The following is a 23,777-nucleotide window of genomic DNA, read 5'->3' on the forward strand; positions in this document are numbered from 1 at the left end:
CGGCCGCCGTTCTAGACGGAGGTTCCGGGGCCCTTGCGCAGGATCAGCGCCGCGTTGGAGCCCATGAGGCCCCGGCTGAGGATCAGGGCGGTGCGCAGTTCGGCCGCGCGGGCGGTGGCGGTCACCAGGTCGATGTCGTGGCAGATGTCGAAGACGCCCGGCGTCGGGGGGATCTGCCCGTGCTCCATGGCCAGCGCCGCGGCCACGATGTCCAGCAGGGGTGCCCCGCAGTAGGACCGTCCGATACCGGTCTTGGGGGCCGTGACGGGCACGCGGGTGCCGTGCGGGCCGAGGGCGTCGGCGAGGGCGAGCGCCTCGGCGCGGTCCGCCTCGGGTACGCCCAGCGCGTCGGCGAAGACCACGTCGATCTCCTCGGGCGCGCAGCCGGCCTCGTCGAGGGCGCCCCGGATGGCCTGCGCGAGACCCTCCCGCGACCGGTCCCAGCGGGAGGCGCCGGTGAAGGTGGCGGCGTGTCCCGCCACGGTGGCCCGGACGGTCGCGGAGCGGCGCCGTGCCCGGTCCAGGTCCTCGACGATCAGGACGGCACCGCCCTCGGCGGGCACGAAGCCGCAGGCCGCGGTGGTGAAGGGGCGGTAGGCGCGGGCCGGGTCCTCGACCGTGCTGAGTTCGGCGTACCCGAGCTGGCAGACCCCCGAGTACGGGGCGAGCGGTGCCTCGGCGGCCCCGACGACGACCAGGTCCGTGCCCCGCTGCACGGCCCGGGCGGCGTGTGCGACGGCGTCCAGGCCGCCCGCCTCGTCGCTGGCCACCACTGAGCAGGGGCCCTTGAAGCCGCTGCGTATGGATATCTGTCCGGTGCTGGCCGCGTAGAACCAGGCGATGGACTGGTAGGGCCCGACGAACCGGGACCCCTGCCCCCACAGTTTCTGCAGTTCCCGCTGGCCGAACTCGCCGCCGCCGGACCCGGCCGCGGTGACCACGCCGACGGAGTACGGCGAGTCGGCGGCGGTGGTGCTCAGCCCCGCGTCCTTCAGGGCGGCGTCGGCGGCGGCCAGCGCGTAGTGGGTGAAGCGGTCGGTCTGGACGAGGAAGGTCTCCTCGATGAGCGCCGACGGGTCGAATCCCCGGACCTCGCCGGCGACGCGGAGGGGGAGGTGCTCGCAGCCCTCCCTGGTTATTCGGTCCAGTACGCTCGCGCCCTCCTTGACGGACTTCCAGTAGGTGTCCGGGTGCAGGCCGTTGGGCGCGACCACACCGATGCCGGTGACGGCGGTCTGTCGGGTGCGTATGCCACTACCACTCATCGTTTCCTCCCAGCCGGTCCCCTCAGAAGGACCGCGGACTGGAACCCGCCGAAGCCGCTGCCCACGGAGAGCACGTTGTCGAGCCTGCGCGGGCGGGCGGTGCGCGGGACGTAGTCCAGGTCGCACTCGGGGTCAGGGGTCTCGTAGTTCGCCGTCGGCGGCACCACCTGCCGGGCCAGGGCGAGTACGCAGGCGACGACCTCGATCGCGCCGATCGCGCCCAGCGAGTGACCCACCATGGACTTGATCGAGCTCATGGGCGTGTCGTAGGCGTGGGCGCCCAGGGACTTCTTGACCGCGGCGGTCTCGTGACGGTCGTTCTGGCGGGTGCCCGAGCCGTGCGCGTTGACGTAGTCGATCTCGGTGGGGTCCACGCGCGCGTGGGCCAGCACCTCGTCGATGGCCCGGGCCATCTCCAGGCCCTCACTGGTCAGACCGGTCATGTGGTAGGCGTTGCCGAAGGTGGCGTAGCCGCCGATCTCGCAGTAGACGTGGGCGCCGCGCGCCCGTGCGTGCTCCAGTTCCTCCAGGACGAGGACGGCGGCGCCCTCGCCCATGACGAACCCGTCGCGGTGGGCGTCGAAGGGCCGGGAGGCGTGCTCGGGGTCGTCGTTGTTGGGCGAGGTGGCCTTGATGGCGTCGAAGCAGGCCATGGTGATCGGGGAGATCGGGGAGTCCGAGGCCCCGGCGATGCAGAGGTCGGCGCGGCCCTCCTCGATGGTGTGGAAGGCGTAGCCCACCGCGTCGAGCCCGGAGGTGCAGCCGGTGGAGACGGTCTGCACCGGCCCCTGGGCGCCGAACCGCTCCGCGACGTCCGCCGCGAGCGTGCTGGGCGAGAAGGCCCGGTGCAGATGCGGCTCGGCGGCGCGGTGGTCGACGTCCCAGCGCCGGCCCCTTTCGCTGACCAGGACGTAGTCGTGCTCCAGGCGGGTCGTGCCGCCCACCGCGCTGCCCAGGGACACGGCCACGCGCCAGGGGTTCTCCGCGCCGAAGTCGACGCCGCTGTCGGCCACGGCCTCGGCGGCGGCCACCTGGGCGAACTGGATGTACCGGTCGGAGCGTGCGACCAGTTCGGGGTCGAGTCCGTGGGCGAGGGGGTCGAAGTCGCACTCGGCGGCGATGCGGGAGCGCAGTCCCTCGGGGTCGAACAGGGTGATGCCACGTGTCGCGGTACGGCCGCTCGAGAGGAGGTCCCAGAACGCGGACACCCCGATTCCTCCCGGAGCGACCACACCTATGCCGGTGACCGCCACCCGCCGGGTCACGACAGGACCCCGGGTCGCTCGGGCTGCCCGCCCTCCTCCTGGACGAGGGGGTACGGCTTGACGTCGTCGCTGATCTCCGGGGCCTCCGTGTCGACGTGGCCGAGGCTCGGCTTCGGTGCGAGCGGGCTCAGGTGGAAGACCATGCGGGCTTCCTCGTCACCGACGTTGCGGAAGCGGTGCCGCATGTCGATGGGGATCATGAGGCCCTGGTCGGAGCGGAGAGGAAACGTTTCGCCATCCAGGTCGACCTCCAGTCGGCCCTCGACGACGTACACGAACTCCTCGGAGTACGGGTGGTAGTGCTCGCTGATGCGTTCGCCCGGACGCATGATGGCCAGGCCCATGAACCCGCTCGTGGCACCCACCGTGACAGGGGTGAGCAGGGTGCGCAGGTCACCGCCGCGCTTGCGGTTGGGCTCGATCTCTCTCACGTCCACGACGCGCGGGCGCATCTTGTCCATGCTTCTGTCTCCAGGTCGGTCGGTGGGGGTGTCGGTCCCTGCGCGGTCAGGACTGCGCAGCCCTGCGGTCGGTGATCAGCTTCATGTCGGCGTGCGTCAGGAGACGGGTCGCCTCCCGCTCGCCCGTGGGCGCTTCGGTCACGCCCAGTGCGGCGCCGTCGAGCAGCCGGGCCAGTACGGCGGCCTTCCGCGGGCCCTGGACACCGAGCGCCCGGACCGGATCGGTCTCGGGGTCGCCGCGTACGTCGATGAGGCGGACCACGATGTCCTCGCGCTGGAAGACGGTGCTGCGGTGCACGGGGCTCGCCGGGTCGGCCGCCGCGGCCTCGTCCTGCCGGGAGAGCAGCCTGGCCAGGGCCATCCCGCAGCCCGCCCGCGCCGGGTAGTACAGGGCGTGGCGGGTGATGTCGTCCGGTTCGGGGCCGCCGCGCGCCACATGGTGGACGGCCGGCATGGCGGCGCGGACGAAGAAGGCCCGCGCGGACTCGGGGTCGGCCAGGTCCCGCTGCTGCTCCAGGTGCGGGTTGAGGGCCTCCTCGACGGCCCGCACCTGGGGTTGCCGCGAGACGTGCCGCAGCGCCGCCGTCAGGTCGCCCTCCACCTCGACCGTGCGGACGACCCGGTTGCCGTGCAGGAAGAGGGTGGTGCGGCGCAGCCGCGTGGAGTCGTCGACGCGGGACTCGGGCGGCGCGTAGCCGGCGAGGATCTCCGCGACCTTGGACTCGGAGCCGGGCTTGACGGTGAAGGTCAGGGCGTGGCGCGCGACGCCGTCGCCGAGTCGTGGGGCCGACTGGAGCCCGCCGATGCCCGGGCGGGCGCCGCCGGTCTCGCGGACGATGCCGTAGCGCATCGACCGCAGTTCACGGACGCAGTTCTGCAGGGGCTCGACCGTCTTGAGGTGCTCTTCACTGTTCACCCAGGCGAGGTACGGCGGGGCGGTCGCCCATTCGCTCGTGATGAGCCACTGGGACGGGTTCTCCAGGGACTGGCACAACTGGTCACCGAGGTGACCGGGAACCGACGCGACTCGGTCGCGCATCTGCTCGTACGCGTCGAGGAACTCCTGCTGGGCGCCTTCGTGGAGGTCGACCAGGAGGGTGACGCGCATCCTGGAGCCGTCGAATGCCGACTGGGATGTGTAGGGCGAAGTGGTCATCCGGCAGACCCTTCCTTCGCGGGAGCAAGCGGCGGCCGTCCGTGTTCCACCTGCGCGAACGCGGGTTTCGGCCCTGAGCCTTCATCGTGGGTCAGGGCCACGGGGTCCGCGAGCCGCGCGGGCCAATTGAGGGAACTGCCCGCCGAGCACGCCCGGATGCGGGTACGCGGAGCCCGCCGACACCACGTCAGGCGCCTGGCGGGCCGGGACCCGGGCGGGGGTCGTGCGCCGAGCCGCGGCGGAGGGGCACGCCCGAGTGCCCGTCCGCCGACGGGAGTTGGTCACGGCAGCACGACGCGCCGCGGCGTACGGCTCCCGTACGTGCGCCGCGGCGCGCTGCGGCCTATCGGGCCAGATACCGCTCCACCGTCTCCACCTTGGAGGTGAGACCGTCCGTCACGCCGGGCCTGATGTCCGCCTTGAGCACCAGGGACACGCGCGGCGCCCGTGCCTCGACGGCGGCCACGGCGCGCTTGACGACGTCCATGACCTCGTCCCAGTCGTCACCCTCGATGGAGGTGAACATCGCGTCGGTGCGGTGGGGCAGACCCGACTCCCGGACGACGCGGACGGCGTCGGCGACGTACTCCCCCACGTCCTCGCCGACGCCGAGCGGGGTCACGGAGAACGCGACGATCATGCGTTGACGATGCCTTCCTTGCGGGCGCGGGAGGCGATGACCGCGTCCTCCGCCTCGCGCTTGAGCTTGCGCTCCGCGAAGAAGCCACCGGCCGGGAGGACGGAGAGGACGAAGTAGAGCGCCGCGGTCTTCAGGGGCCACTTGGTGCGGTTCCAGGCGTCCGCCCAGAAGATCACGTACAGGATGAACAGAACGCCGTGGACCATGCCCATCACGGGCACCGCGTTGAAGTCGGTGGTCCGCTTCAGCACCGAGCAGACGAGCAGGAGCAGGAACGACACCGCCTCGGGGGCCGAGACGAGACGGAGGCGGCGGAGGGCGGTGGCGGTCTTGATGTCCACGGGTCACCTTCGGGAGAGACGTAGGTCGGCTCGGATCGTCTTGTGAACGCAAGCACAAGCACTTCGGCCCATTGTGGCAAACGCCGGACACCGGGTCGGGCCCGGGGTCGGGACGGGAGGGGGCCGGCGCCGAGTGAACTGGGGGACGACGAGGAGGAGGACGGGGCGCCGCCGGGGTCGACGGCCGGCCTGGGCAGGGGGAGCGCGCGATGGGGTGCCCCCGCTCGGGGAGAGCGCGGGCCGGACGGCGCGGGGCAGGCGGGAATCGCCGGACAGGCCCTGAGCCTGGCGTCGGACTCCCTGAGGGTGCCATCGGGGGTGAAGTCCACCCTTGGGATCTGTCGGCGGCGGGGCGCCTGCGGTTACCTTCGCTGCGTGGCGATGTTCCGACTTCAGGGCAGCAAGGTGCTCGCCGTCGACATGACCGGAGACGCCGTGAAGGCGAAGAACGGCTCGATGGTCGCGTACGACGGGCAGATGGCCTTCAAGAAGATGAGCGGCGGCGGTGAGGGCATCCGGGGGATGGTCACCCGGCAGCTCACCGGCGAGCAGATGACGATGATGGAGGTGAAGGGGCACGGGACGTGCTGGTTCGCGGACCGCGCCTCCGAGATCAACCTGGTGAGTCTCCAGGGCGACAAGCTGTACGTGGAGTCGAGCAACCTGCTCGCGACCGACGCGGGGCTCAGGACCGGCACGAGCTTCACGGGCCTGCGCGGCGCCTCGCAGGGCAACGGTCTGTTCACGACCACCGTCGAGGGGCACGGACAGGCGGCGATCATGTCGGACGGGCCGGCCGTGGTGCTGCGGGTCAGTGCGCAGTACCCGCTGACCGTGGACCCGGGGGCGTACGTGGCCCACCAGGGGGATCTGCGGCAGTCCTTCCAGTCCGGCGTGACCTTCCGCACGCTCATGGGCGAGGGCGGCGGCGAGGCGTTCCAGATCCGGTTCGAGGGAGACGGCCTGGTGTACGTACAGCCGAGCGAGCGGAACACGATCGCGGGGGACGTCTGACATGGGCTTCCGCGAGATCAACTCCAAGATGGTCGAGGCGACCGTCATGCCGGGGCAGCGGCTGTTCAGTCAGCGCGGGGCCATGCTCGCCTACAAGGGCGAGGTGTCCTTCACGCCCAACACGGCAGGCGGCCAGGGCGGGATCATGTCGATGATCGGGCGCCGGGTCGCGAACGAGGACACCCCGCTGATGACCGTCGAGGGCAGCGGCACGGTCCTCTTCGGGCACGGCGGCCACCACGTCCAGGTGATCAACCTCGCCGGGGACACCCTGTGCGTCGAGGCGGACCGTCTGCTCGCCTTCGAGGGGACCCTCCAGCAGGGCACGATGTTCCTGGGCTCACAGGGCGGCGTCATGGGCATGGTCCGGGGGCAGGTCAGCGGGCAGGGGCTGTTCACCACCACGCTGAAGGGGCACGGGGCGGTGGCGGTCATGGCGCACGGCGGCGTCTTCGAGATCCCGATCACCCCGCAGCGCCCCGTCCACGTCGACCCCCAGGCCTACGTCGCCCACCACGGCGACGTCCGCAACAAGCTGTCCACCGCACTCGGCTGGCGCGACATGGTCGGCCGCGGCTCCGGCGAGGGCTTCCAGCTGGAGCTCAGCGGCAACGGTGCGGTGTACGTCCAGGCGTCGGAGGAGAAGCTGTGAGTCACTACCCGGGCGCGGGGCCCACGATCCACGACCCCATGACGCTGCCGTCCGACGACAACGTCGACGCCTACACCTTCTGCGTGGAGCTCAAGGGGAGCCAGTGGTTCCTGCAGAAGGGGAAGATGATCGCCTACTACGGCTCGATGGAGTTCAACGGCATCGGGCACGGCCGACTGGACCGCCTTGTCCGTACGTCCTTTCATTCGCCTCTGCACGCGAGCGACTGGGTCGTGGCGGAGGGCTCGGGCAAGATGCTGCTGGCTGACCGGGCCTTCGACGTGAACTCGTACGACCTCGAAGACGGCAATCTGACCATTCGCTCGGGCAACCTGCTCGCTTTTCAGCCAAGTCTGGCCCTCAAGCAATCAATCGTGCCGGGTTTTCTGACACTCATCGGAACCGGCAAGTTCGTGGCCGCATCTAACGGTCCGGTGGTGTTCATGGAACCCCCGATCCGGGTGGACCCACAGGCCCTCGTCGGCTGGGCCGACTGCCCGTCGCCGTGCCACCACTACGACCATGGCTACATGACCGGCCTGATGGGCGGTCTACGTGCACTGACGGGCCTCGGAGGGGCCTCCGGAGAGGAGCATCAGTTCGAGTTCGTCGGAGCCGGCACCGTACTGCTCCAGTCGTCCGAGACCCTCATGACCGAGCAGGCCACGGGGTCGGTTCCGCCCGACGCCGGGGTGCCCGGCGGCGGGGCGCACACAGGCCCTTCACAACTGGCTGGGACACCGCGCCTTCCCGGACAGCTGGGAGACCTCCAGCGTCGCTTCGGGCTGTGAGCGGTAGTCTGCGGAGTGTGACATCGAACGTGTGCGCACACAGCCATGTCACAGAAAACCCTCACTAGTTCGCCTTTCAACTTCTTAGGTAGACTTCATTCATGGAGACCGAGACGGCCACCCGCTGGCTGACCGATGCGGAGCAGTGCGCCTGGCGCACCCACCTGGAGGTCAACAGGCTGTTGACGTACCAGCTCGAGAAGGACCTGCAGCCGTTCGGCCTGACAATGAACGACTACGAGATCCTGGTGAATCTCTCCGAGTCGGAGGACGTACGGATGCGGATGAGCGACCTCGCGTCCGCCACCCTCCAGTCCAAGAGCCGCCTCTCCCACCAGATCACCCGGATGGAGAACGCGAACCTGGTCCGCCGCGAGAACTGCGAGTCCGACCGCCGCGGGCTCTACGCCGTGCTCACCGAGCACGGCATGGAGACGATGCGGAGGGTCGCGCCGTACCACGTGGCGTCCGTGCGCAGGCACTTCATCGACCTGCTGTCCCCCGATTCCCTGACCGAGCTCGACAAGGCCCTCAAACCGATCGCGGAGCACCTGCGCGGTCAGCGCGGGCGTCCGTGACCCGGGCGGACCCGGTGCCGTCCGGTACCTACTGAACCGACGGGAGGCGGAGTTCGAACAGGGCTCCGCCCATCGGTGCCCGGCCCACGGTGAGCGTGCCACCGTGCCGTACGGCGACGTCGCGGGCGATGGCCAGGCCCAGCCCGGCACCGCCGTCGTCGCGGCTGCGGGCCTCGTCGAGCCGCACGAACCGCTCGAAGATCCGCTCCCGGTCGGCCTCGGGCACCCCGTCCCCGTCGTCGGCGACGGCCACGACGGCCCACGCGCCCTGCCCGGCCTCGTCCCTGCGGACGGTCACGGTGACCGCCGAGCGCGCATGCCGCTGGGCGTTGTCCAGCAGGTTGGTGAGCACCCGCCCCACCTGCCCCCGCGACCCGGCCACCTCCACGGGCTGTGCCTCCACCGTCACGCCGTCCCGCCCCTCGGCCTCCCGCCGGGCCAGCGCGGCGAGGTCGAACCGCGTGTCCTTGGGCCGCTCCCCCGCGTCCAGGCGGGCGAGCAGCAGCAGGTCGGCCGCGAGGTCCTGGAGTCGCACGGTGTCCTGCACGGCGCCGTCCAGGTCGAGCAACTCGGGGTGGGCGGCGCCCACTTCGAGCTGGGTGCGCAGGGACGCGATGGGGCTGCGCAGCTCGTGGGAGGCGTCGGCGACGAACCGGCGCTGGCGCTCCACGGAGCTCTGCAGCGCGGCCAGGGTCTCGTTCGTGGTCAGGGCGAGACGGGCGACCTCGTCGTGCGTGTCCGGCACCGGTACGCGCCGCGCGAGATCCTCGGAGGCGGTGATCGCGGCCATCTCGCCGCGGATGCCCTCCACCGGGCGCAGGGCGCGCCGGGTGACCAGCCAGGTGACGCCGGCGACGACACCGAGCAGCAGCGGGAAGCCGATCAGCATGACGGTCATGGCCGTGCGCACGGCGCCCTGCTCGGCGGAGAGCGGCGCGCCCGCGTACACGGTGAGCAGGCCCCTGCCCTTGACCTCGACCTGGACGGCCGCGAAGCGGTAGTCGTCGGTCTCGCCGTCGAGCGTGGCGGTGCCGTCGGTGAAGGTGGGGTGCTGGCTGATCTCGCCCGGTTCGAGGGAGGCGTCGTCGTCCGAGTCGTCGGCGGCCGCAGTGTCGTCGTCCGCGTCGTTGGCGTCGTCCGCGTCGTTGGCGTCGTCGGCGTCGCCGTCGCCCGCGCTCGCGGCCGTGGTGGGGGACGTCCGCGGCTGCGGCCGCACCGCGCCGGTGCCGGTGCCGCTGATCCGCTCCAGGTCCTCGCTGGCCGCGATCAGGGTCCTGTCCTCGTCGACGACCTGGACGGGTTCGTCGTTCTCCACCGACAGCGGCTTGTTCGGCGGCGTGATCGCGATGTCCGTCGCGACGGCCCGTGCGGTGCGTTCCGCCTCCGTGTCGGCCTGACCGATCAGGTTGGACCGCAGCGACAGCAGTACGGCGGTCCCGGCCAGGACCAGCGCCACGGCGACCACCAGCGTGGCGGCCAGTGTCGCCCGGGACCGGACGGAGCCGAGCAGACGGCCTCTCATGGCGTCGCCTCCAGCCGGTAACCGGCGCCCCGGACCGTCCGGATGAGCCCGGCGCGCAGCTTGCGGCGCAGGGTGCTGACGTACACCTCGACGATGTTCGGATCGCCCTCGTACGCGAAGTCCCAGACGTGCTCCAGGATCTCGGCCTTGGACACCACCTCGCCGGCCCGCAGCACGAACTGCTCCAGGACCGCGAACTCCTTGGCGGTGAGGGTCACTTCGTCGTCGCCGAGGAAGACCCGGCGGGCGGCGGTGTCGACCTTGAGGTCGCCGTGTACGTGCACGGGCGAGGCGCCGGCGCCCTGTCCGCCGCGCCGCAGCAGCGCCTTCACGCGGGCGACGAGGACGACGTACGAGAACGGCTTGGTGAGGTAGTCGTCGGCGCCGGTGTCCAGCCCCTCGGCCTCGTCGTACTCGCCGTCCTTGGCGGTGAGCATCAGGATCGGCACGTCCTGGCCGGCGGCGCGCAGGGCGGCGCAGACGCGGTAGCCGTTCATGCCGGGCAGCATGATGTCGAGGATCACCAGGTCGTACGACCCCTCCGAGGCCCGGTACAGCCCTTCCCGTCCGTCGTGGACGACGTCCACGGCATAGCCCTCGGCCGTCAGACCCCGGGCGAGGGACTGGGCCAGGCGTTTCTCGTCCTCCACGATCAGCAGGCGCATGCGTACAGCCTGGCAAAGCGAAGCTGAAGATCTCTTCAGGGGGCTTCAGGTTCCCCTCAGCGTCGGTTCGGCAGATTGGTTCCCGTCGCAGCCAAGCGACACGAAGCGACACGGAACGACGTGAACCGCAACCACCCGGGAGGGAACCTCATGAAGCGCAACATCGTCATCGCCACCGTCGCCGCCGCGGCACTGATCGGCGGCGGCACCGTCGCGGCCTACGCGTCCGGTGACGACAGCGCGCCCGCGCAGCGCCAGTCCCACGAACGGGTCGCCGACGACCGGGACGACAACGCGGACGACGCCGCGGAGGACCGGGCGGACGACCGGGACGACGACACCGCCGACGACCGGGACGACGACGCCGCCGAGGCCGGCGCGCAGGCCCGCACCGCCAAGGTCACCGCCGCCGAGGCGATCGCGGCCGCGCTGAAGCACACGCCGGGCACGGCCGTCGCGGCCGACCTGGACGACGACGGCTCGAACGTCTGGGAGGTGAACGTCGTCAAGGGCGACGGCGCCGAGTACGACGTCCGGGTCGCCGCGGACGACGGCAAGGTCCTCGGCGCCCAGCGCGACGACGACGATGACGACAACGACGGCCGCGAGGACCTCGCCGCGCTGAAGGGCTCGGGCGTGGACGCCCGCGAGGCCGCCCGGGCCGCGGCGGCGAAGGGCACCGTCACCGACGTCGACCTCGACGACGACGGTCCCGCGGCCTGGAGCGTGGAGACCACCAAGGGTGAGTGGAAGGTCGACCTGAAGACCGGCAAGGTCACCCAGGACCACGACGACCACGACGACCAGGACGGTCAGGACGACCGCGACGGCGCCGACGACTGACGTCGGGCCGCCGGTACGGCACCCCCGTCCCCCCTCTCCTCAGGGGCGCCCCCGTCATGGGTGGCGCCCCTCGCCGCTGCCGCCGCCGCGAGCAGCGTCACCGCTCCGGTCACCGCGAAGCACCAGCCCGTCGACAGCGGTCCGACCAGCAGCCCGGCGACCGCGGCACCGGCCGTACCGCCCGCGTTGACGGCCGTGTTGACCCAGGCTCCGGCCCGCACCCGGGTCTCGGGCGCCGCGGCCTCGTCCGCGATCAGGTACGCCGTGGTGATGGCCGGGGCCACGAACAGCCCGGCGACCGCCATGAGCGCCGCGAGCGCGCCGAGGCCCGGAGCGAGCCCCGCGCCGAGCAGGGCCAGTCCCAGACCCGCCGCCAGCAGCGGCAGCCGGACACCGGCCGGGACACGCCAGGCGACGGCGCCGTTGGCCAGCCCGCCGACGGCGCTTCCGGCCGACAGGGCGGCGAGCACCCAGGCCACGCTGTCGTCGCCGTGCCCGCGCCCCTCGGCGAACGCCACGACGAGCAGATCCGCCACGCCGAGGGCGAGACCGACACCCGCGGCGGCGATCACGGGCCGCCGGATCCCGCGCAGCACCCGACGCCGGCCCTTGCCGCGCGACTTCGCCTTCCCGTCACCGGGCGGTACGTCCCGCACCGCGGGCGAGGACACGAACCCCGCCGTCCCCGCGGCCATCAGTACCGCTCCGACGACGATCCCGAGGGCCGGCGGAGCGAAGCCGACGACCACGCCGACCAGCAACGGGCCCGAGACGAAGAGCAGTTCCTCGGCGACGCCGTCCAGGCTGTAGGCGCGCTGCACCAGCGCCCGGTCCTGGGCGAGCGTGCCCCACACGGCCCGCATGGTCGGCCCCAGCGGTGGGGTGCAGGCCCCCGCCGCGGCGGTCACGGCACCCAGGACGAGCGGTGAGGGGGCGCCCGGGCGCCAGACGACCACCGTCAACAGCCCGAGCAGCGCGATGTAGGCCCCGGCCATCGGCACGAGCGCACGGCGCGGCCCGTGCCGGTCGATGAGGGTCGCCCGCGCGGGCGACAGGAAGACGCTGGTCCCGGAGAACAGCGCCATCACGACACCCGCCACCGCGTACGACCCGGACGCCCGGGTCACGGCGAGCATCACGGACAGCGGGACGATCCCGTACGACAGCCTGCCGATCAGGGCGGCGACGAAGGTGCGGCGGGCATACGGAATGCGCAGCACTTGCGCATAGGAAGCAGACATGCGAGTTCCTCGAAAGGAGGCGTGAAAGGGGGACACCGAGGAGCCACGGGAGCGAGTGCTCGGACCGTGGCTCGGTGTGCGCCCTACGCCAAGGAGAGGAACATGCCGATCAACTTATCAGCGGTCGCGCGAAGTTGACCAGACTTCAGGCCCGCGTCAGCCCGGCCACCAGCTCGTCCGCGGCCCGGTAGGGGTCCAGGTGCCCGGCGACGATCTTCTCCGCCAGCGTCCCGAGGCGGCGGTCGCCGTGGAGGTCGGCGATGCGTTCGCGAAGCGCCGTGACGGCGATGGTCTCCACCTCGCGGGCGGCGCGGGCCAGGCGGCGTTCGGCCAGGACGCCGCGCTCCTCCATCCATGCCCGGTGCTTCTCCAGGGCTTCCAGGACCTCGTCGACGCCCTCGGCGCGGGCGGCGACCGTCTTGACGATGGGGGGACGCCAGTCGCCGGGGCCGCGGGACTCGCCGAGGCCGAGCATGTGGTTGAGCTCGCGGGCGGTGGCGTCGGCGCCGTCGCGGTCGGCCTTGTTGACGACGTACACGTCGCCGATCTCCAGGATGCCCGCCTTGGCCGCCTGGATGCCGTCGCCCATGCCGGGGGCGAGGAGGACGACGGAGGTGTCCGCCTGGGAGGCGATCTCGACCTCCGACTGGCCGACGCCGACCGTCTCGACGAGGATCACGTCGCAGCCCGCCGCGTCCAGGACGCGGATCGCCTGCGGGGCGGCCCAGGCGAGGCCGCCCAGGTGGCCCCGGGTCGCCATCGAGCGGATGTAGACACCGGGGTCGGACGCGTGCTCCGACATCCGGACCCGGTCGCCGAGCAGCGCGCCGCCCGAGAAGGGCGAGGACGGGTCGACGGCCAGGACGCCGACCCGCTTGCCCTGCTTGCGGTACGCGGTCACCAGGGCGGACGTGGACGTCGACTTGCCCACGCCCGGAGAGCCCGTCAGGCCGACCACGTACGCGTTGCCCGTCAACGGGGCCAGCGCCGCCATGACCTCCCGCAACTGCGGGGACGCCCCCTCCACCAGGGAGATCAGCCGGGCCACGGCCCGCGGCCGGCCTTCCCTGGCCTGGGCCACCAGGGTGGAGACGTCCTGCATCACAGCTCCGTTCACGAAGAGGTCCTGCACCGGTCCTGCCAAAAGGAGAACTCAGGCCTTGGGTACCCGCACGATCAGCGCGTCACCCTGGCCACCACCGCCGCACAGCGCCGCCGCGCCGACGCCGCCGCCGCGCCGCTTCAGCTCCAGGGCCAGGTGCAGGACGAGCCGCGCACCCGACATACCGATCGGGTGACCCAGGGCGATGGCTCCGCCGTTGACGTTCACCCTTTCCGTGGACACTCCGAGGTCCTTCATTGACTGCACCGCCACGGCGGCGAACGCCTCGTTGATCTCGATCAGGTCGAGGTCGGAGACCTCCAGGCCCTCCTTCTTCAGGGCATGCAGGACGGCGTTGGAGGGCTGGGACTGCAGCGAGTTGTCCGGACCCGCCACGTTGCCGTGCGCGCCGATCTCCGCGATCCAGTCCAGGCCGAGCTCCTGCGCCTTGGCCTTGCTCATCACGACCACGGCCGCCGCGCCGTCCGAGATCTGCGAGGAGGAGCCGGCCGTGATCGTGCCGTCCTTCGAGAACGCGGGACGCAGCTTGCCCAGCGACTCGGCGGTGGTGTCCGCGCGGATGCCCTCGTCCTTGCTGAAGAGGACCGGGTCGCCCTTGCGCTGCGGGATCTCCACCGGGGTGATCTCGGCCTCGAAGACGCCGTTCTTCTGCGCGGCGGCGGCACGCTGGTGGGACAGGGCGGCGATCTCGTCCTGCTCCGGGCGGGTGATGCCCAGGCGCGTGTTGTGCTTCTCCGTCGACTCGCCCATGGCGATGTGCTCGAAGGCGTCGGTCAGGCCGTCGTGCGCCATGGAGTCGAGCATCTGCACCGCGCCGTACTTGAAGCCCTCGCGGGACTTCGGCAGCAGGTGGGGGGCGTTGGTCATGGACTCCTGGCCGCCCGCGACGATCACGTCGAACTCGCCGGCGCGGATCAGCTGGTCCGCGAGGGCGATCGCGTCGAGGCCCGACAGACAGACCTTGTTGACGGTGAGCGCCGGGACGCTCATCGGAATGCCGGCCTTGACCGCGGCCTGCCGCGCCGGGATCTGCCCCGCCCCGGCCTGGAGCACCTGGCCCATGATGACGTACTGCACCTGGTCGCCACCGATCCCCGCACGGTCGAGGGCGGCCTTGATCGCGAAGCCGCCGAGGTCGGCTCCGGAGAAGGACTTCAGCGAGCCCAGCAGCCGCCCCATCGGGGTGCGGGCACCCGCGACGATGACGGACGTCGTGCCGTTTCCAGAAGACATGAGGTGCGATCCCCTTCCAGCCTGTACGGCCGAGGAGTGAACGAGGGTTTACTTCGAATGTACTGAGTGGCACTCCGTGCCGTCACCGGGCCGTCGGTGTGATCGCGCGCACGTTGCGTAACCATCCTCGGAGCGCTGCACTGAATCCATGCTGACGCGAATCGACCACATCGGAATCGCCTGTTTCGATCTCGACAAGACCGTCGAGTTCTACCGGGCCACGTACGGCTTCGAGGTGTTCCACTCCGAGGTCAACGAGGAGCAGGGCGTCCGCGAGGCCATGCTCAAGATCAACGACACCTCCGACGGCGGAGCCTCCTACCTGCAGCTTCTCGAGCCGACCCGCCCGGACTCGACCGTCGCGAAGTGGCTCGACAAGAACGGCGAGGGCGTCCACCACATCGCTTTCGGTACGGCGGACGTCGACGCGGACGCGGACGACATCCACGCCAAGGGCGTACGCGTGCTGTACGAAGCGCCCCGGCGCGGCTCCATGGGGTCACGAATCACGTTCCTGCACCCCAAGGATTGCCACGGCGTACTGACAGAACTGGTCACTTCGGCGCCCGTTGAGTCACCTGAGCACTGACCCTCGTACATATGGGCCGGTAGGGTTGGGGGCGGTCGCCGCTCACTCCAGGGTGACCCGGCCCCTCCGTCCGACGGGGGGACCGTCCGGGGTCCGGGTTTCGGGGGACGAGGGTCGGGGCAACAGCCCGTGCTCCGCCGTTGATCTGACACCATTCCCCGGGGGCCCCGTTCGGCGGATGGACGGTGCCCGTATGGAGAGACTTGCGACCAGGGGACGGATGGGACCGCGCAGTGCGGGGCTACGAACGCCAGGAGCGAGAGCCGGCGGCTGACGTCGACCACCTCTCTCGGTTCGAGGCCGAGATGGATCGGCTGAAGACCGAGCGGGAAAAGGCGATCCAGCACGCCGAGGACCTCGGCTACCAGGTCGAGGTGCTGCGCGCCAAGTTGCACGAGGCGCGGCGCACCATCATGTCCCGGCCTGCCTTCGACGGCGGTGACATCGGCTATCAGGCCGAGCAGTTGCTGCGCAACGCCCAGATCCAGGCCGACCAGCTGCGCCAGGACGCCGAGCGGGAGCTGAGCCAGGCCCGCGCGCAGACGCAGCGGATCCTCCAGGAGCACGCCGAGCAGGCGGCCCGGCTCCAGGCCGAGCTGCACCAGGAGGCGGTGACGCGCCGCCAGCAGCTGGACCAGGAGCTGGCCGAGCGGCGCCAGACCGTCGAGTCGCACGTCAACGAGAACGTGGCGTGGGCGGAGCAGCTGCGCGCCCGCAGTGAGCAGCAGGCCCGCCGGCTGCTCGACGAGTCCCGCGCCGAGGCCGAGCAGGCCATGGCGGCCGCGCGCGCCGAGGCCGAGCGGCTCACCACCGAGGCCCGGCAGCGGCTGCAGACGGCGGCCGAGGAGGCCCGCGCGGAGGCCGAGCAGATCCTGCGCCGCGCGCGTACGGACGCCGAGCGCCTGCTCAACGCCGCCTCCACGCAGGCCCAGGAGGCCACCGACCACGCCGAACAGCTGCGCAGCTCCACCGCGAGCGAGTCGGACGCCGCCCGCCGTCAGGCCACCGAGCTCAGCCGGGCCGCCGAGCAGCGCATGGCTCAGGCCGAGGAGGCGCTGCGCAAGGCGCAGTCCGAGGCCGAGAAGCTGGTCGCCGAGGCGAAGACGGCCGCCGAGAAGACGCTCTCCAGTGCCGAGTCGGCCAACGAGCAGCGCATGCGTACGGCGAAGGAGCAGGTCGCCCGGCTGGTCGAGGAGGCCACCAAGGAGGCCGAGAACACCAAGGCCGACGCCGAGCAGGTCATCACCGACGCCCGCGCCGAGGCCGAGAAGCTGCTCGCCGAGGCCGCCGAGAAGGCCCGGACGATCACCGCCGAGGAGAGCGCGACCGCGCTGTCCAAGGCGGCCAAGACGGCCGAGGACGTCCTCAACAAGGCGCAGGAGGACGCCCAGAAGACCACCAAGGCCGCCGCCGAGGAGGCCGAGCGGATCCGCAAGGAGGCCGAGGCCGAGGCGGACCGGCTGCGCTCCGAGGCGCACGACATCGCCGAGCAGCTCAAGGGCGCGGCGAAGGACGACACCAAGGAGTACCGCGCCAAGACGGTCGAGCTCCAGGAGGAGGCCCGCCGGCTGCGTGGCGAGGCCGAGCAGCTGCGCTCGGACGCGGTGGCCGAGGGCGAGAAGATCCGCGCGGAGGCCCGCAAGGAGGCCGTCCAGCAGATCGAGGAGGCGGCCAAGACCGCCGAGGAGCTGCTGTCCAAGGCGAAGGCCGACGCGGACGAGCTGCGCCAGAAGGCCACGACGGACAGCGAGAAGGTCCGCACCGAGGCCATCGAGCGGGCGACGACGCTGCGCCGCCAGGCCGAGGAGACCCTCCAGCGCACCCGTCAGGAGGCCGAGCGGCACCGCGAGGAGGTCGTCGAGCAGGCCGAGGGCATCAAGTCCGACGCCGAGCGCGCCGCGCGGGAGCTGCACGAGGAGACCGAGCGCGCCATAGAGGCCCGCCGGGCGGAGGCCGCCGAGGAGCTGACGCGGCTTCAGTCCGAGGCCGAGCAGCGGCTCACGGCCGCCGAGCAGGCGCTGACCGACGCCCGCGAGGAGGCCGCCCGCATCCGGCGCGAGGCCGCCGAGGAGACCGACCGGCTGCGCACCGAGGCCGCCGAGCGGATCCGCACGCTCCAGCAGCAGGCCGAGGAGGAGGCCGACCGGCTGCGCACCGAGGCCGCGTCGGACGCGTCCGCGTCCCGCGCCGAGGGCGAGGCCGTCGCCGTACGGCTGCGCTCGGAGGCCGCGGCCGAGGCCGAGCGGCTGAAGGCGGAGGCCCAGGACACCGCCGACCGGGTCCGTGCGGAGGCGCAGGCCGCCGCCGAGCGGCTCGCCACGGAGGCGTCCGAGACGCTGGCCGCCGCCCAGGAGGAGGCCGCCCGGCGCCGCCGCGAGGCCGAGGAACTCCTCGGCTCCGCCCGCCAGGAGGCCGACCAGGAGCGCGAGCGGGCCCGCGAGCAGAGCGAGGAGCTGCTGGCCTCCGCCCGCAAGCGGGTCGAGGAGGCCCAGACCGAGGCGGTGCGGCTGGTCGAGGAGGCCGACCGGCGTGCCACCGAGATGGTGTCGGCGGCCGAGCAGCACGCCCAGCAGGTCCGCGACTCCGTGGCCGGGCTGCACGAGCAGGCCCAGGAGGAGATCGCCGGGCTGCGCAGTGCCGCCGAGCACGCGGCGGACCGCACCCGCCGCGAGGCCGAGGAGGAGGCGGACCGGGTCCGCACCGACGCGTACGCCGAACGGGAGCGGGCCGGCGAGGACGCGGGCCGCGTCCGGCGCGCGGCGCACGAGGAGGCCGCGGCCGCCAAGTCCCTCGCCGAGCGCACCGTCGCGGAGGCGATCGCCGAGGCGGAGCGGCTGCGCTCGGACGCCTCCGAGTACGCCCAGCGGATCCGTACCGAGGCGTCGGACAAGATCGCCGAGGCGGACCAGGCCGCGTCGCGCACCCGGGCGGACGCCCGCGAGGACGCCAACCGGATCCGGTCGGACGCGGCGACGCAGGCCGACACGCTCATCACCGAGGCGCGCAGCGAGGCGGAGCGGCTCCAGTCGGAGACGGTCGCGGAGGCCGACCGGGTGCGCGCCGAGGCGCTCGCCAAGGCCGACAAGCTGGTCGGGGACGCCACGTCCGAGGCGGAGCGGCTGCGCGCCGAGGCCGCGGAGACGGTCGGGGCGGCGCAGCAGCACGCCGAGCGGATCCGCAGCGAGTCCGAGCGGGTCAAGGCCGAGGCGGCGGCTCAGGCCGAGCGGCTGGTGGCCTCCGCGCGCGAGGAGGCCGAGCGCACGCTCGACGAGGCCCGCAAGGACGCCAACAAGCGGCGCTCCGAGGCGGCCGAGCAGGTCGACAAGCTCATCAGCGAGACCACGGCCGAGGCGGACAAGCTGCTCACCGAGGCGCAGGCACAGGCGCACAAGACGACCGCGGACGCCGAGGCGCAGGCCGACACCATGGTGGGCGCCGCCCGCAAGGAGGCCGAGCGGCTGGTCTCCGAGGCGACGGTGGAGGGCAACTCCCGTGTGGAGAAGGCCCGTACGGACGCGGACGAGCTGCTCGTCGGGGCCCGCCGGGACGCCACCGCGATCCGGGAGCGCGCCGAGGAGCTGCGCGACCGCATCACGACCGAGGTCGAGGAGCTGCACGAGCGGGCCCGCCGTGAGGCCGCCGAGACGATGAAGTCGGCCGGCGACCGCTGCGACGCCCTCGTCAAGGCCGCCGAGGAGCAGCTGGCCAAGGCGCAGGCGAAGGCCAAGGAGATCGTCTCGGAGGCCAACTCCGAGGCGGGCAAGGTCCGTATCGCCGCCGTGAAGAAGGCCGAGGGGCTCCTGAAGGAGGCCGAGCAGAAGCGCTCCACGCTGATCAGGGAGGCCGAGGAGCTCAAGGCCGAGGCGATCCGCGAGGCCAGGCGCACGGTCGAGGAGGGCAAGCGCGAGCTGGAGGTCCTGGTGCGCCGTCGCGAGGACATCAACGCCGAGATCTCCCGTGTCCAGGACGTCCTGGAGGCGTTGGAGTCCTTCGAGGCGCCGTCGGCGGGCAAGGACGGCGGGGTCAAGGCCGGCGCGACGGTGGGCGCACCCCGATCGGGTGGCAAGTCGTCAGACGGCTAGCGCGGCGGGCGGTTTCCGGTGTCTCCTGGGGCCTTTGACCTAGTTTTTGGCAAGCCGTCCGACGGTTAGCCACTCAAAAGGGGTCTCATTCTCCAGATCAAACACGTATCCGCTCGATGACACACCGCTTCGGCCCCTAGGATTCCACTTATCACCTCACCGGTCTCATTCGACAGGAACCCCATGAGCGACACTTCCCCCTACGGCTTCGAGCTTGTGCGGCGTGGGTACGACCGCGCGCAGGTGGACGAACGCATCTCGAAGCTCGTCTCCGACCGCGACAGCGCTCTGGCCCGTATCACCGCCCTGGAGAAGCGCATCGAGGAGCTCCACCTCGAGACGCAGAACGCCCAGGCAGCCGTCAGCGACGCCGAGCCGTCGTACGCCGGTCTCGGCGCGCGTGTCGAGAAGATCCTGCGCCTCGCCGAGGAAGAGGCCAAGGATCTGCGCGAGGAGGCCCGCCGCGCCGCCGAGCAGCACCGTGAGCTCGCCGAGTCTGCCGCCCAGCAGGTCCGCAACGACGCAGAATCGTTCGCTGCGGAGCGCAAGGCCAAGGCCGAGGACGAGGGCGTACGGATCGTCGAGAAGGCCAAGAGCGACGCCTCCCAGCTGCGGGCCGAGGCACAGAAGGACGCGCAGTCCAAGCGCGAGGAGGCGGACGCCCTCTTCGAGGAGACCCGCGCCAAGGCCGCGCAGGCCGCCGCCGACTTCGAGACGAACCTCGCCAAGCGCCGCGAGCAGTCCGAGCGCGACCTGGCCTCCCGTCAGGCCAAGGCCGAGAAGCGCCTCGCCGAGATCGAGCACCGCGCCGAGCAGCTGCGCCTGGAGGCCGAGAAGCTGCGCACCGACGCCGAGCGCCGCGCCCGCCAGACGGTGGAGACCGCCCAGCGCCAGGCCGAGGACATCGTGGCCGACGCCAACGCCAAGGCCGACCGCATCCGTTCGGAATCCGAGCGCGAGCTGGCCGCCCTCACCAACCGCCGCGACAGCATCAACGCCCAGCTGACGAACGTGCGCGAGATGCTCGCCACGCTCACGGGCGCCGCGGTGGCCGCCGCCGGCACGCCGGCCGAGGACGAGCCGATCTCCCGGGGCGTTCCGGCACAGCAGTCCCGGTAACGCCACGGCGTACGGAGGCTGAAGCTTCCGCAAAGCCCTCTGCCGCTGGGGTGGCAGAGGGCTTTGTCCCGTTTTAGCGTGAGCGGCATGATTGAGCTCGAGGGACTGACCAAGCGTTACGGCGAGAAAGTCGCGGTCAACAACCTCACCTTCGCCGTCAGACCAGGCATGGTCACGGGCTTCCTCGGTCCCAACGGCGCCGGCAAGTCGACGACCATGCGGATGATTCTCGGCCTCGACCACCCCACCGCCGGGAACGTCCGGATCGACGGTACGCGCTACGACCGGCTCAAGGACCCGCTGAAGTACATCGGCGCCCTGCTGGAGGCCAAGGCCTGGCACGGCGGGCGCAGCGCCTACAACCACCTGCTGTGCCTCGCGCAGAGCAACGGCATCCCGCAGCGGCGGGTGACCGAGGTGCTGGAGACGGTGGGGCTCACGCCGGTCGCGAGGAAGAAGACCAAGGGCTTCTCGATGGGCATGGGCCAGCGGCTCGGCATCGCGGGCGCGCTGCTCGGCGATCCGCGGATCCTGATGTTCGACGAGCCGGTCAACGGGCTGGACCCCGAGGGCATCCACTGGATCCGCAACCTGATGAAATCCCTTGCCGCGCAGGGCCGTACGGTCTTCGTCTCCTCGCATCTGATGAGCGAGATGGCACTGACCGCCGACCACCTCGTCGTCATCGGACAGGGGCGGCTGCTCGCCGACACGACCATGGCCGACTTCATCGAGCGCAACTCCAAGTCGTACGTCCGGATCCGCACCCCGCAGCGGGAGCGGCTGCTGGACGTGCTGCACACGGCCGGGATCACGGCCGTGGAGAGGGGCAACGGCGCGCTGGAGGTCGACGGCGGCAAGGCGGAGCAGATCGGGGAGCTGGCGGCGCGGCACGGGGTCGTGCTGCATGAGCTGAGCCCGCAACAGGCTTCGTTGGAGGAGGCGTTCATGCAGCTGACCGCGGAGTCGGTGGAGTACCACGCGCACACCGAGGCGCCGCCTGGGGAACAGCGGCCGTGGGGCGAAGGCTGGAGGAGGAGCTGAACATGGCAGCCACCCAGGTCATCCGCTCCGAGTGGACCAAGATCCGGTCCGTGGCCTCCACCGTGTGGACGCTGTCCCTCGCGGTGGTGGTGACCATCGCGCTCGGCATGCTGATCTCGATCCTGTCGAGGAACGAGTTCGACAACATGAGCGAACGGGACAGGCTCTCCTTCGATCCGACGTTCATCAGCTTCGCCGGGATGAGCCTCGGTCAGCTCGCGATGATCGTGTTCGGGGTGCTCGTCGTCTCGAACGAGTACAGCACGGGCATGATCCGCACCTCGCTGGCCGCCGTGCCGCAGCGCGGCACCTTCCTGTTCAGCAAGATCGCGGTGGCGACCGGCCTCGCGCTGGTCGTCGGCATGGCCACCAGCTTCGTCGCCTTCTTCCTCGGGCAGGCGATGCTCGGCGAGCACCGGGCCGAGATCGGCGATCCGGGCGTCCTGCGCGCGGTGATCGGCGGTGGGCTCTACATGACCCTCATCGCGATGTTCTCGATGGGCGTCGCCGCGATGCTGCGCTCGCCGATGCTGTCGCTGGGCATCCTGATGCCGTTCTTCTTCCTGGTCTCCAACATCCTCGGCAACGTCTCGGCCACCGAGAAGATCGGCCGGTATCTGCCCGACCAGGCCGGCAGCAAGATCATGCAGGTGGTCACCCCGATCGACGACGAGACACCGTACGGCCCCTGGGGCGGGCTCGGCATCATGGCGCTCTGGGTGATCGCGGCGCTCGCGGGCGGGTACGTCGCGCTCAAGAAACGGGACGCCTAGAGGCGCCGCCGCCGCGAGGTTTTACTCTCCCTTGAGTGGAACCGTCAGCGCCTCGGTATCCTCCTAACCCTTACGGGGGGCGTGTGCCCCGCTGTCCTGAACCTTTCGATGGGTGCGGAGCATGATCGAGGCTGTCGGCCTGACCAAGCGCTACGGCGACAAGACCGCTGTGTACAACCTGTCCTTCCAGGTGCGGCCCGGCGCCGTCACCGGCTTCCTGGGCCCCAACGGCTCGGGCAAGTCGACGACGATGCGGATGATCCTCGGTCTGGACAACCCGACCGCGGGGCACGTGACCATCGGCGGCTACCCGTACCGCAAGCTGCCCAACGCCCCCCGCCAGGTCGGCGCCCTGCTCGACGCCAAGGCCGTGCACGGCGGCCGGGCGGCGCGCAACCACCTGCTGTGCCTGGCCCAGCTCTCCGGCATCCCGGCCCGGCGCGTGGACGAGGTGCTGGGCGTGGTCGGCCTCCAGGACGTGGCCAGGAAGCGCTCCAAGGGCTTCTCGCTCGGCATGGGCCAGCGGCTCGGCATCGCCGCCGCGCTGCTCGGCGACCCGCAGGTGCTGCTGTTCGACGAGCCGGTCAACGGCCTCGACCCCGAGGGCATCCTCTGGGTGCGGAACCTGATGAAGTCGCTGGCGGCCGAGGGCCGGACCGTGTTCGTGTCCAGCCACCTCATGAGCGAGATGGCGCTGACCGCCGACCACCTGATCGTCATCGGCCGCGGGCAGCTGCTCGCCGACATGAGCGTCAGGGACTTCATCGCGGCGAACTCCGCCGGGTTCGCCCGGGTCCGTACGCCCGACACCGAGCCGCAGCTGCGCGAGAAGCTGGCCGGCGCGCTGGCCGAGGCGGGCGGGCATGTGCTGCCCGAGCAGGACGGCGCGCTCCGGGTGACCGGGCTGCCGCTCCCCCGCATCAGCGACATCGCGCACGAGTCCGACGTACGGCTGTGGGAGCTGTCGCCGCACCAGGCCTCGCTGGAGGAGGCGTACATGCGGATGACGCAGGGCGCGGTCGACTACCGCTCGACGGTCGACCAGAAGGAGGGGCTCCAGCAGCAGCTGCCGCCGGGCGCGCAGCCGCCGATGCCGGTCCCGGGTCAGGGCCAGCCCGGCTGGTACGCCCCGCCGCCGCCCCAGCAGGGCGGGCAGCCCTTCGCTCCGCCGCAGGGCGGGCAGCAGGGGCCGTACGGCGCCCCTGGCGCGCCCGGGGCGGGCACGCCCAACCCGTACGCGCAGGGAGCTCCCCAGGCGCCTCAGGCGCCTCAGGACCAGGTCCCGGCGCAGCCCGCCCAGCCGCCCGCCGCGAGCGGTCCGGCCGCCGCGGGACACAACGCGAGAGGTCGCTGCGCGCGGCCGACCCGCACAGATCCGGC

22 protein-coding genes are annotated in these 23,777 nt (G+C 71.7%); 11 read left to right on the plus strand and 11 right to left on the minus strand.

All coding sequences use genetic code 11. The features are described 5' to 3' along the window. Positions 1-11: 11 nt before the first annotated feature. The 6 genes from ABZ078_RS32335 to ABZ078_RS32360 form a co-directional block, all read right to left on the minus strand. On the minus strand, positions 12-1,265 hold the full coding sequence (locus ABZ078_RS32335) for a ketosynthase chain-length factor (protein WP_356581188.1): 1,254 nt from the start codon (positions 1,263-1,265) through the stop codon (positions 12-14). Next, positions 1,262-2,530 carry a beta-ketoacyl-[acyl-carrier-protein] synthase family protein gene (locus tag ABZ078_RS32340; RefSeq protein WP_356581189.1) on the minus strand — a complete coding sequence of 423 codons (1,269 nt, stop codon included), beginning with the start codon at positions 2,528-2,530 and terminating at the stop codon, positions 1,262-1,264. Before ABZ078_RS32340 ends, ABZ078_RS32335 begins: the two co-directional genes overlap by 4 nt. Further along, positions 2,527-2,991, minus strand: coding sequence for a cupin domain-containing protein (locus tag ABZ078_RS32345; RefSeq protein WP_356581191.1), 465 nt, complete (start codon positions 2,989-2,991; stop codon positions 2,527-2,529). Before ABZ078_RS32345 ends, ABZ078_RS32340 begins: the two co-directional genes overlap by 4 nt. A gap of 46 nt (positions 2,992-3,037) precedes the next feature. After that, complete coding sequence (locus ABZ078_RS32350; protein ID WP_356581193.1) at positions 3,038-4,147, minus strand: SchA/CurD-like domain-containing protein; 1,110 nt, start codon at positions 4,145-4,147, stop codon at positions 3,038-3,040. Between the two features lie 343 nt (positions 4,148-4,490). Beyond that, positions 4,491-4,787 (minus strand): MTH1187 family thiamine-binding protein, encoded by a 297-nt coding sequence (locus ABZ078_RS32355; protein ID WP_356581195.1) that lies wholly within the window; start codon positions 4,785-4,787, stop codon positions 4,491-4,493. Next, positions 4,784-5,128 carry a DUF3817 domain-containing protein gene (locus ABZ078_RS32360; protein ID WP_356581197.1) on the minus strand — a complete coding sequence of 115 codons (345 nt, stop codon included), beginning with the start codon at positions 5,126-5,128 and terminating at the stop codon, positions 4,784-4,786. The genes ABZ078_RS32355 and ABZ078_RS32360 overlap by 4 nt, the downstream gene beginning before the upstream one ends. A gap of 381 nt (positions 5,129-5,509) precedes the next feature. Here ABZ078_RS32360 and ABZ078_RS32365 point away from each other — a divergent pair, with 381 nt between their 5' ends. The 4 genes from ABZ078_RS32365 to ABZ078_RS32380 all read left to right on the plus strand — a co-directional run bounded on the left by ABZ078_RS32365 (position 5,510) and on the right by ABZ078_RS32380 (position 8,163). Next, positions 5,510-6,142: an AIM24 family protein gene (locus tag ABZ078_RS32365; protein WP_356581233.1), complete on the plus strand. Its 633-nt coding sequence runs from the start codon at positions 5,510-5,512 to the stop codon at positions 6,140-6,142. Between the two features lies 1 nt (position 6,143). After that, complete coding sequence (locus tag ABZ078_RS32370) at positions 6,144-6,794, plus strand: AIM24 family protein (RefSeq protein WP_356581199.1); 651 nt, start codon at positions 6,144-6,146, stop codon at positions 6,792-6,794. Beyond that, entirely contained in the window at positions 6,791-7,585 is a 795-nt protein-coding gene (locus tag ABZ078_RS32375; RefSeq protein WP_356581201.1) for an AIM24 family protein, read from the plus strand. The genes ABZ078_RS32370 and ABZ078_RS32375 overlap by 4 nt, the downstream gene beginning before the upstream one ends. A gap of 101 nt (positions 7,586-7,686) precedes the next feature. Further along, positions 7,687-8,163, plus strand: a complete 477-nt coding sequence (locus tag ABZ078_RS32380) for a MarR family transcriptional regulator (protein ID WP_356581203.1) — start codon at positions 7,687-7,689, stop codon at positions 8,161-8,163. A gap of 28 nt (positions 8,164-8,191) precedes the next feature. On the opposite strand, the gene ABZ078_RS32385 is transcribed toward ABZ078_RS32380, so the two are convergent. Then, positions 8,192-9,685: a HAMP domain-containing sensor histidine kinase gene (locus tag ABZ078_RS32385; RefSeq protein WP_356581205.1), complete on the minus strand. Its 1,494-nt coding sequence runs from the start codon at positions 9,683-9,685 to the stop codon at positions 8,192-8,194. Continuing rightward, positions 9,682-10,350, minus strand: a complete 669-nt coding sequence (locus ABZ078_RS32390; RefSeq protein WP_356581207.1) for a response regulator transcription factor — start codon at positions 10,348-10,350, stop codon at positions 9,682-9,684. The genes ABZ078_RS32385 and ABZ078_RS32390 overlap by 4 nt, the downstream gene beginning before the upstream one ends. A gap of 150 nt (positions 10,351-10,500) precedes the next feature. Between ABZ078_RS32390 and ABZ078_RS32395 the strand changes: the two genes are divergently transcribed. Next, a complete protein-coding gene (locus ABZ078_RS32395) occupies positions 10,501-11,193 on the plus strand; it encodes a PepSY domain-containing protein (protein WP_356581209.1) in 693 nt (230 codons plus the stop codon). Here the strand turns inward: ABZ078_RS32395 and ABZ078_RS32400 are convergent. The 3 genes from ABZ078_RS32400 to ABZ078_RS32410 form a co-directional block, all read right to left on the minus strand. Next, positions 11,163-12,434 (minus strand): MFS transporter, encoded by a 1,272-nt coding sequence (locus ABZ078_RS32400; protein ID WP_356581211.1) that lies wholly within the window; start codon positions 12,432-12,434, stop codon positions 11,163-11,165. The genes ABZ078_RS32395 and ABZ078_RS32400 overlap by 31 nt on opposite strands. 145 nt (positions 12,435-12,579) lie before the next feature. Then, the gene (meaB, locus tag ABZ078_RS32405; protein WP_356581235.1) at positions 12,580-13,536 is read right to left on the minus strand and encodes a methylmalonyl Co-A mutase-associated GTPase MeaB; all 957 of its coding nucleotides are present in this window, start codon (positions 13,534-13,536) and stop codon (positions 12,580-12,582) included. Between the two features lie 51 nt (positions 13,537-13,587). Then, positions 13,588-14,790, minus strand: coding sequence for an acetyl-CoA C-acetyltransferase (locus ABZ078_RS32410; RefSeq protein ID WP_356581213.1), 1,203 nt, complete (start codon positions 14,788-14,790; stop codon positions 13,588-13,590). A 148-nt stretch (positions 14,791-14,938) separates the two neighbouring features. On the opposite strand from ABZ078_RS32410, the gene mce reads away from it, so the two are divergent. The 6 genes from mce to ABZ078_RS32440 form a co-directional block, all read left to right on the plus strand. Continuing rightward, positions 14,939-15,379: a methylmalonyl-CoA epimerase gene (mce, locus tag ABZ078_RS32415; protein WP_356581215.1), complete on the plus strand. Its 441-nt coding sequence runs from the start codon at positions 14,939-14,941 to the stop codon at positions 15,377-15,379. 233 nt (positions 15,380-15,612) lie between these two features. Continuing rightward, positions 15,613-19,461 (plus strand): polarized growth protein Scy, encoded by a 3,849-nt coding sequence (gene scy, locus ABZ078_RS32420; protein WP_356581217.1) that lies wholly within the window; start codon positions 15,613-15,615, stop codon positions 19,459-19,461. 183 nt (positions 19,462-19,644) lie between these two features. Next, positions 19,645-20,580 (plus strand): cellulose-binding protein, encoded by a 936-nt coding sequence (locus ABZ078_RS32425; protein WP_356581219.1) that lies wholly within the window; start codon positions 19,645-19,647, stop codon positions 20,578-20,580. Positions 20,581-20,667: 87 nt separating this feature from the next. Beyond that, complete coding sequence (locus ABZ078_RS32430) at positions 20,668-21,624, plus strand: ATP-binding cassette domain-containing protein (protein WP_356581221.1); 957 nt, start codon at positions 20,668-20,670, stop codon at positions 21,622-21,624. 2 nt (positions 21,625-21,626) lie between these two features. Then, entirely contained in the window at positions 21,627-22,397 is a 771-nt protein-coding gene (locus ABZ078_RS32435; protein ID WP_356581223.1) for an ABC transporter permease, read from the plus strand. Between the two features lie 121 nt (positions 22,398-22,518). Then, a partial coding sequence (locus tag ABZ078_RS32440) for an ABC transporter ATP-binding protein (protein ID WP_356581225.1) occupies positions 22,519-23,777 on the plus strand: 1,259 nt, incomplete at its 3' end.

The sequence above is a fragment of the Streptomyces sp. NPDC006385 genome (assembly GCF_040612485.1).
In the GTDB taxonomy this organism is placed as follows: Bacteria; Actinomycetota; Actinomycetes; order Streptomycetales; family Streptomycetaceae; genus Streptomyces.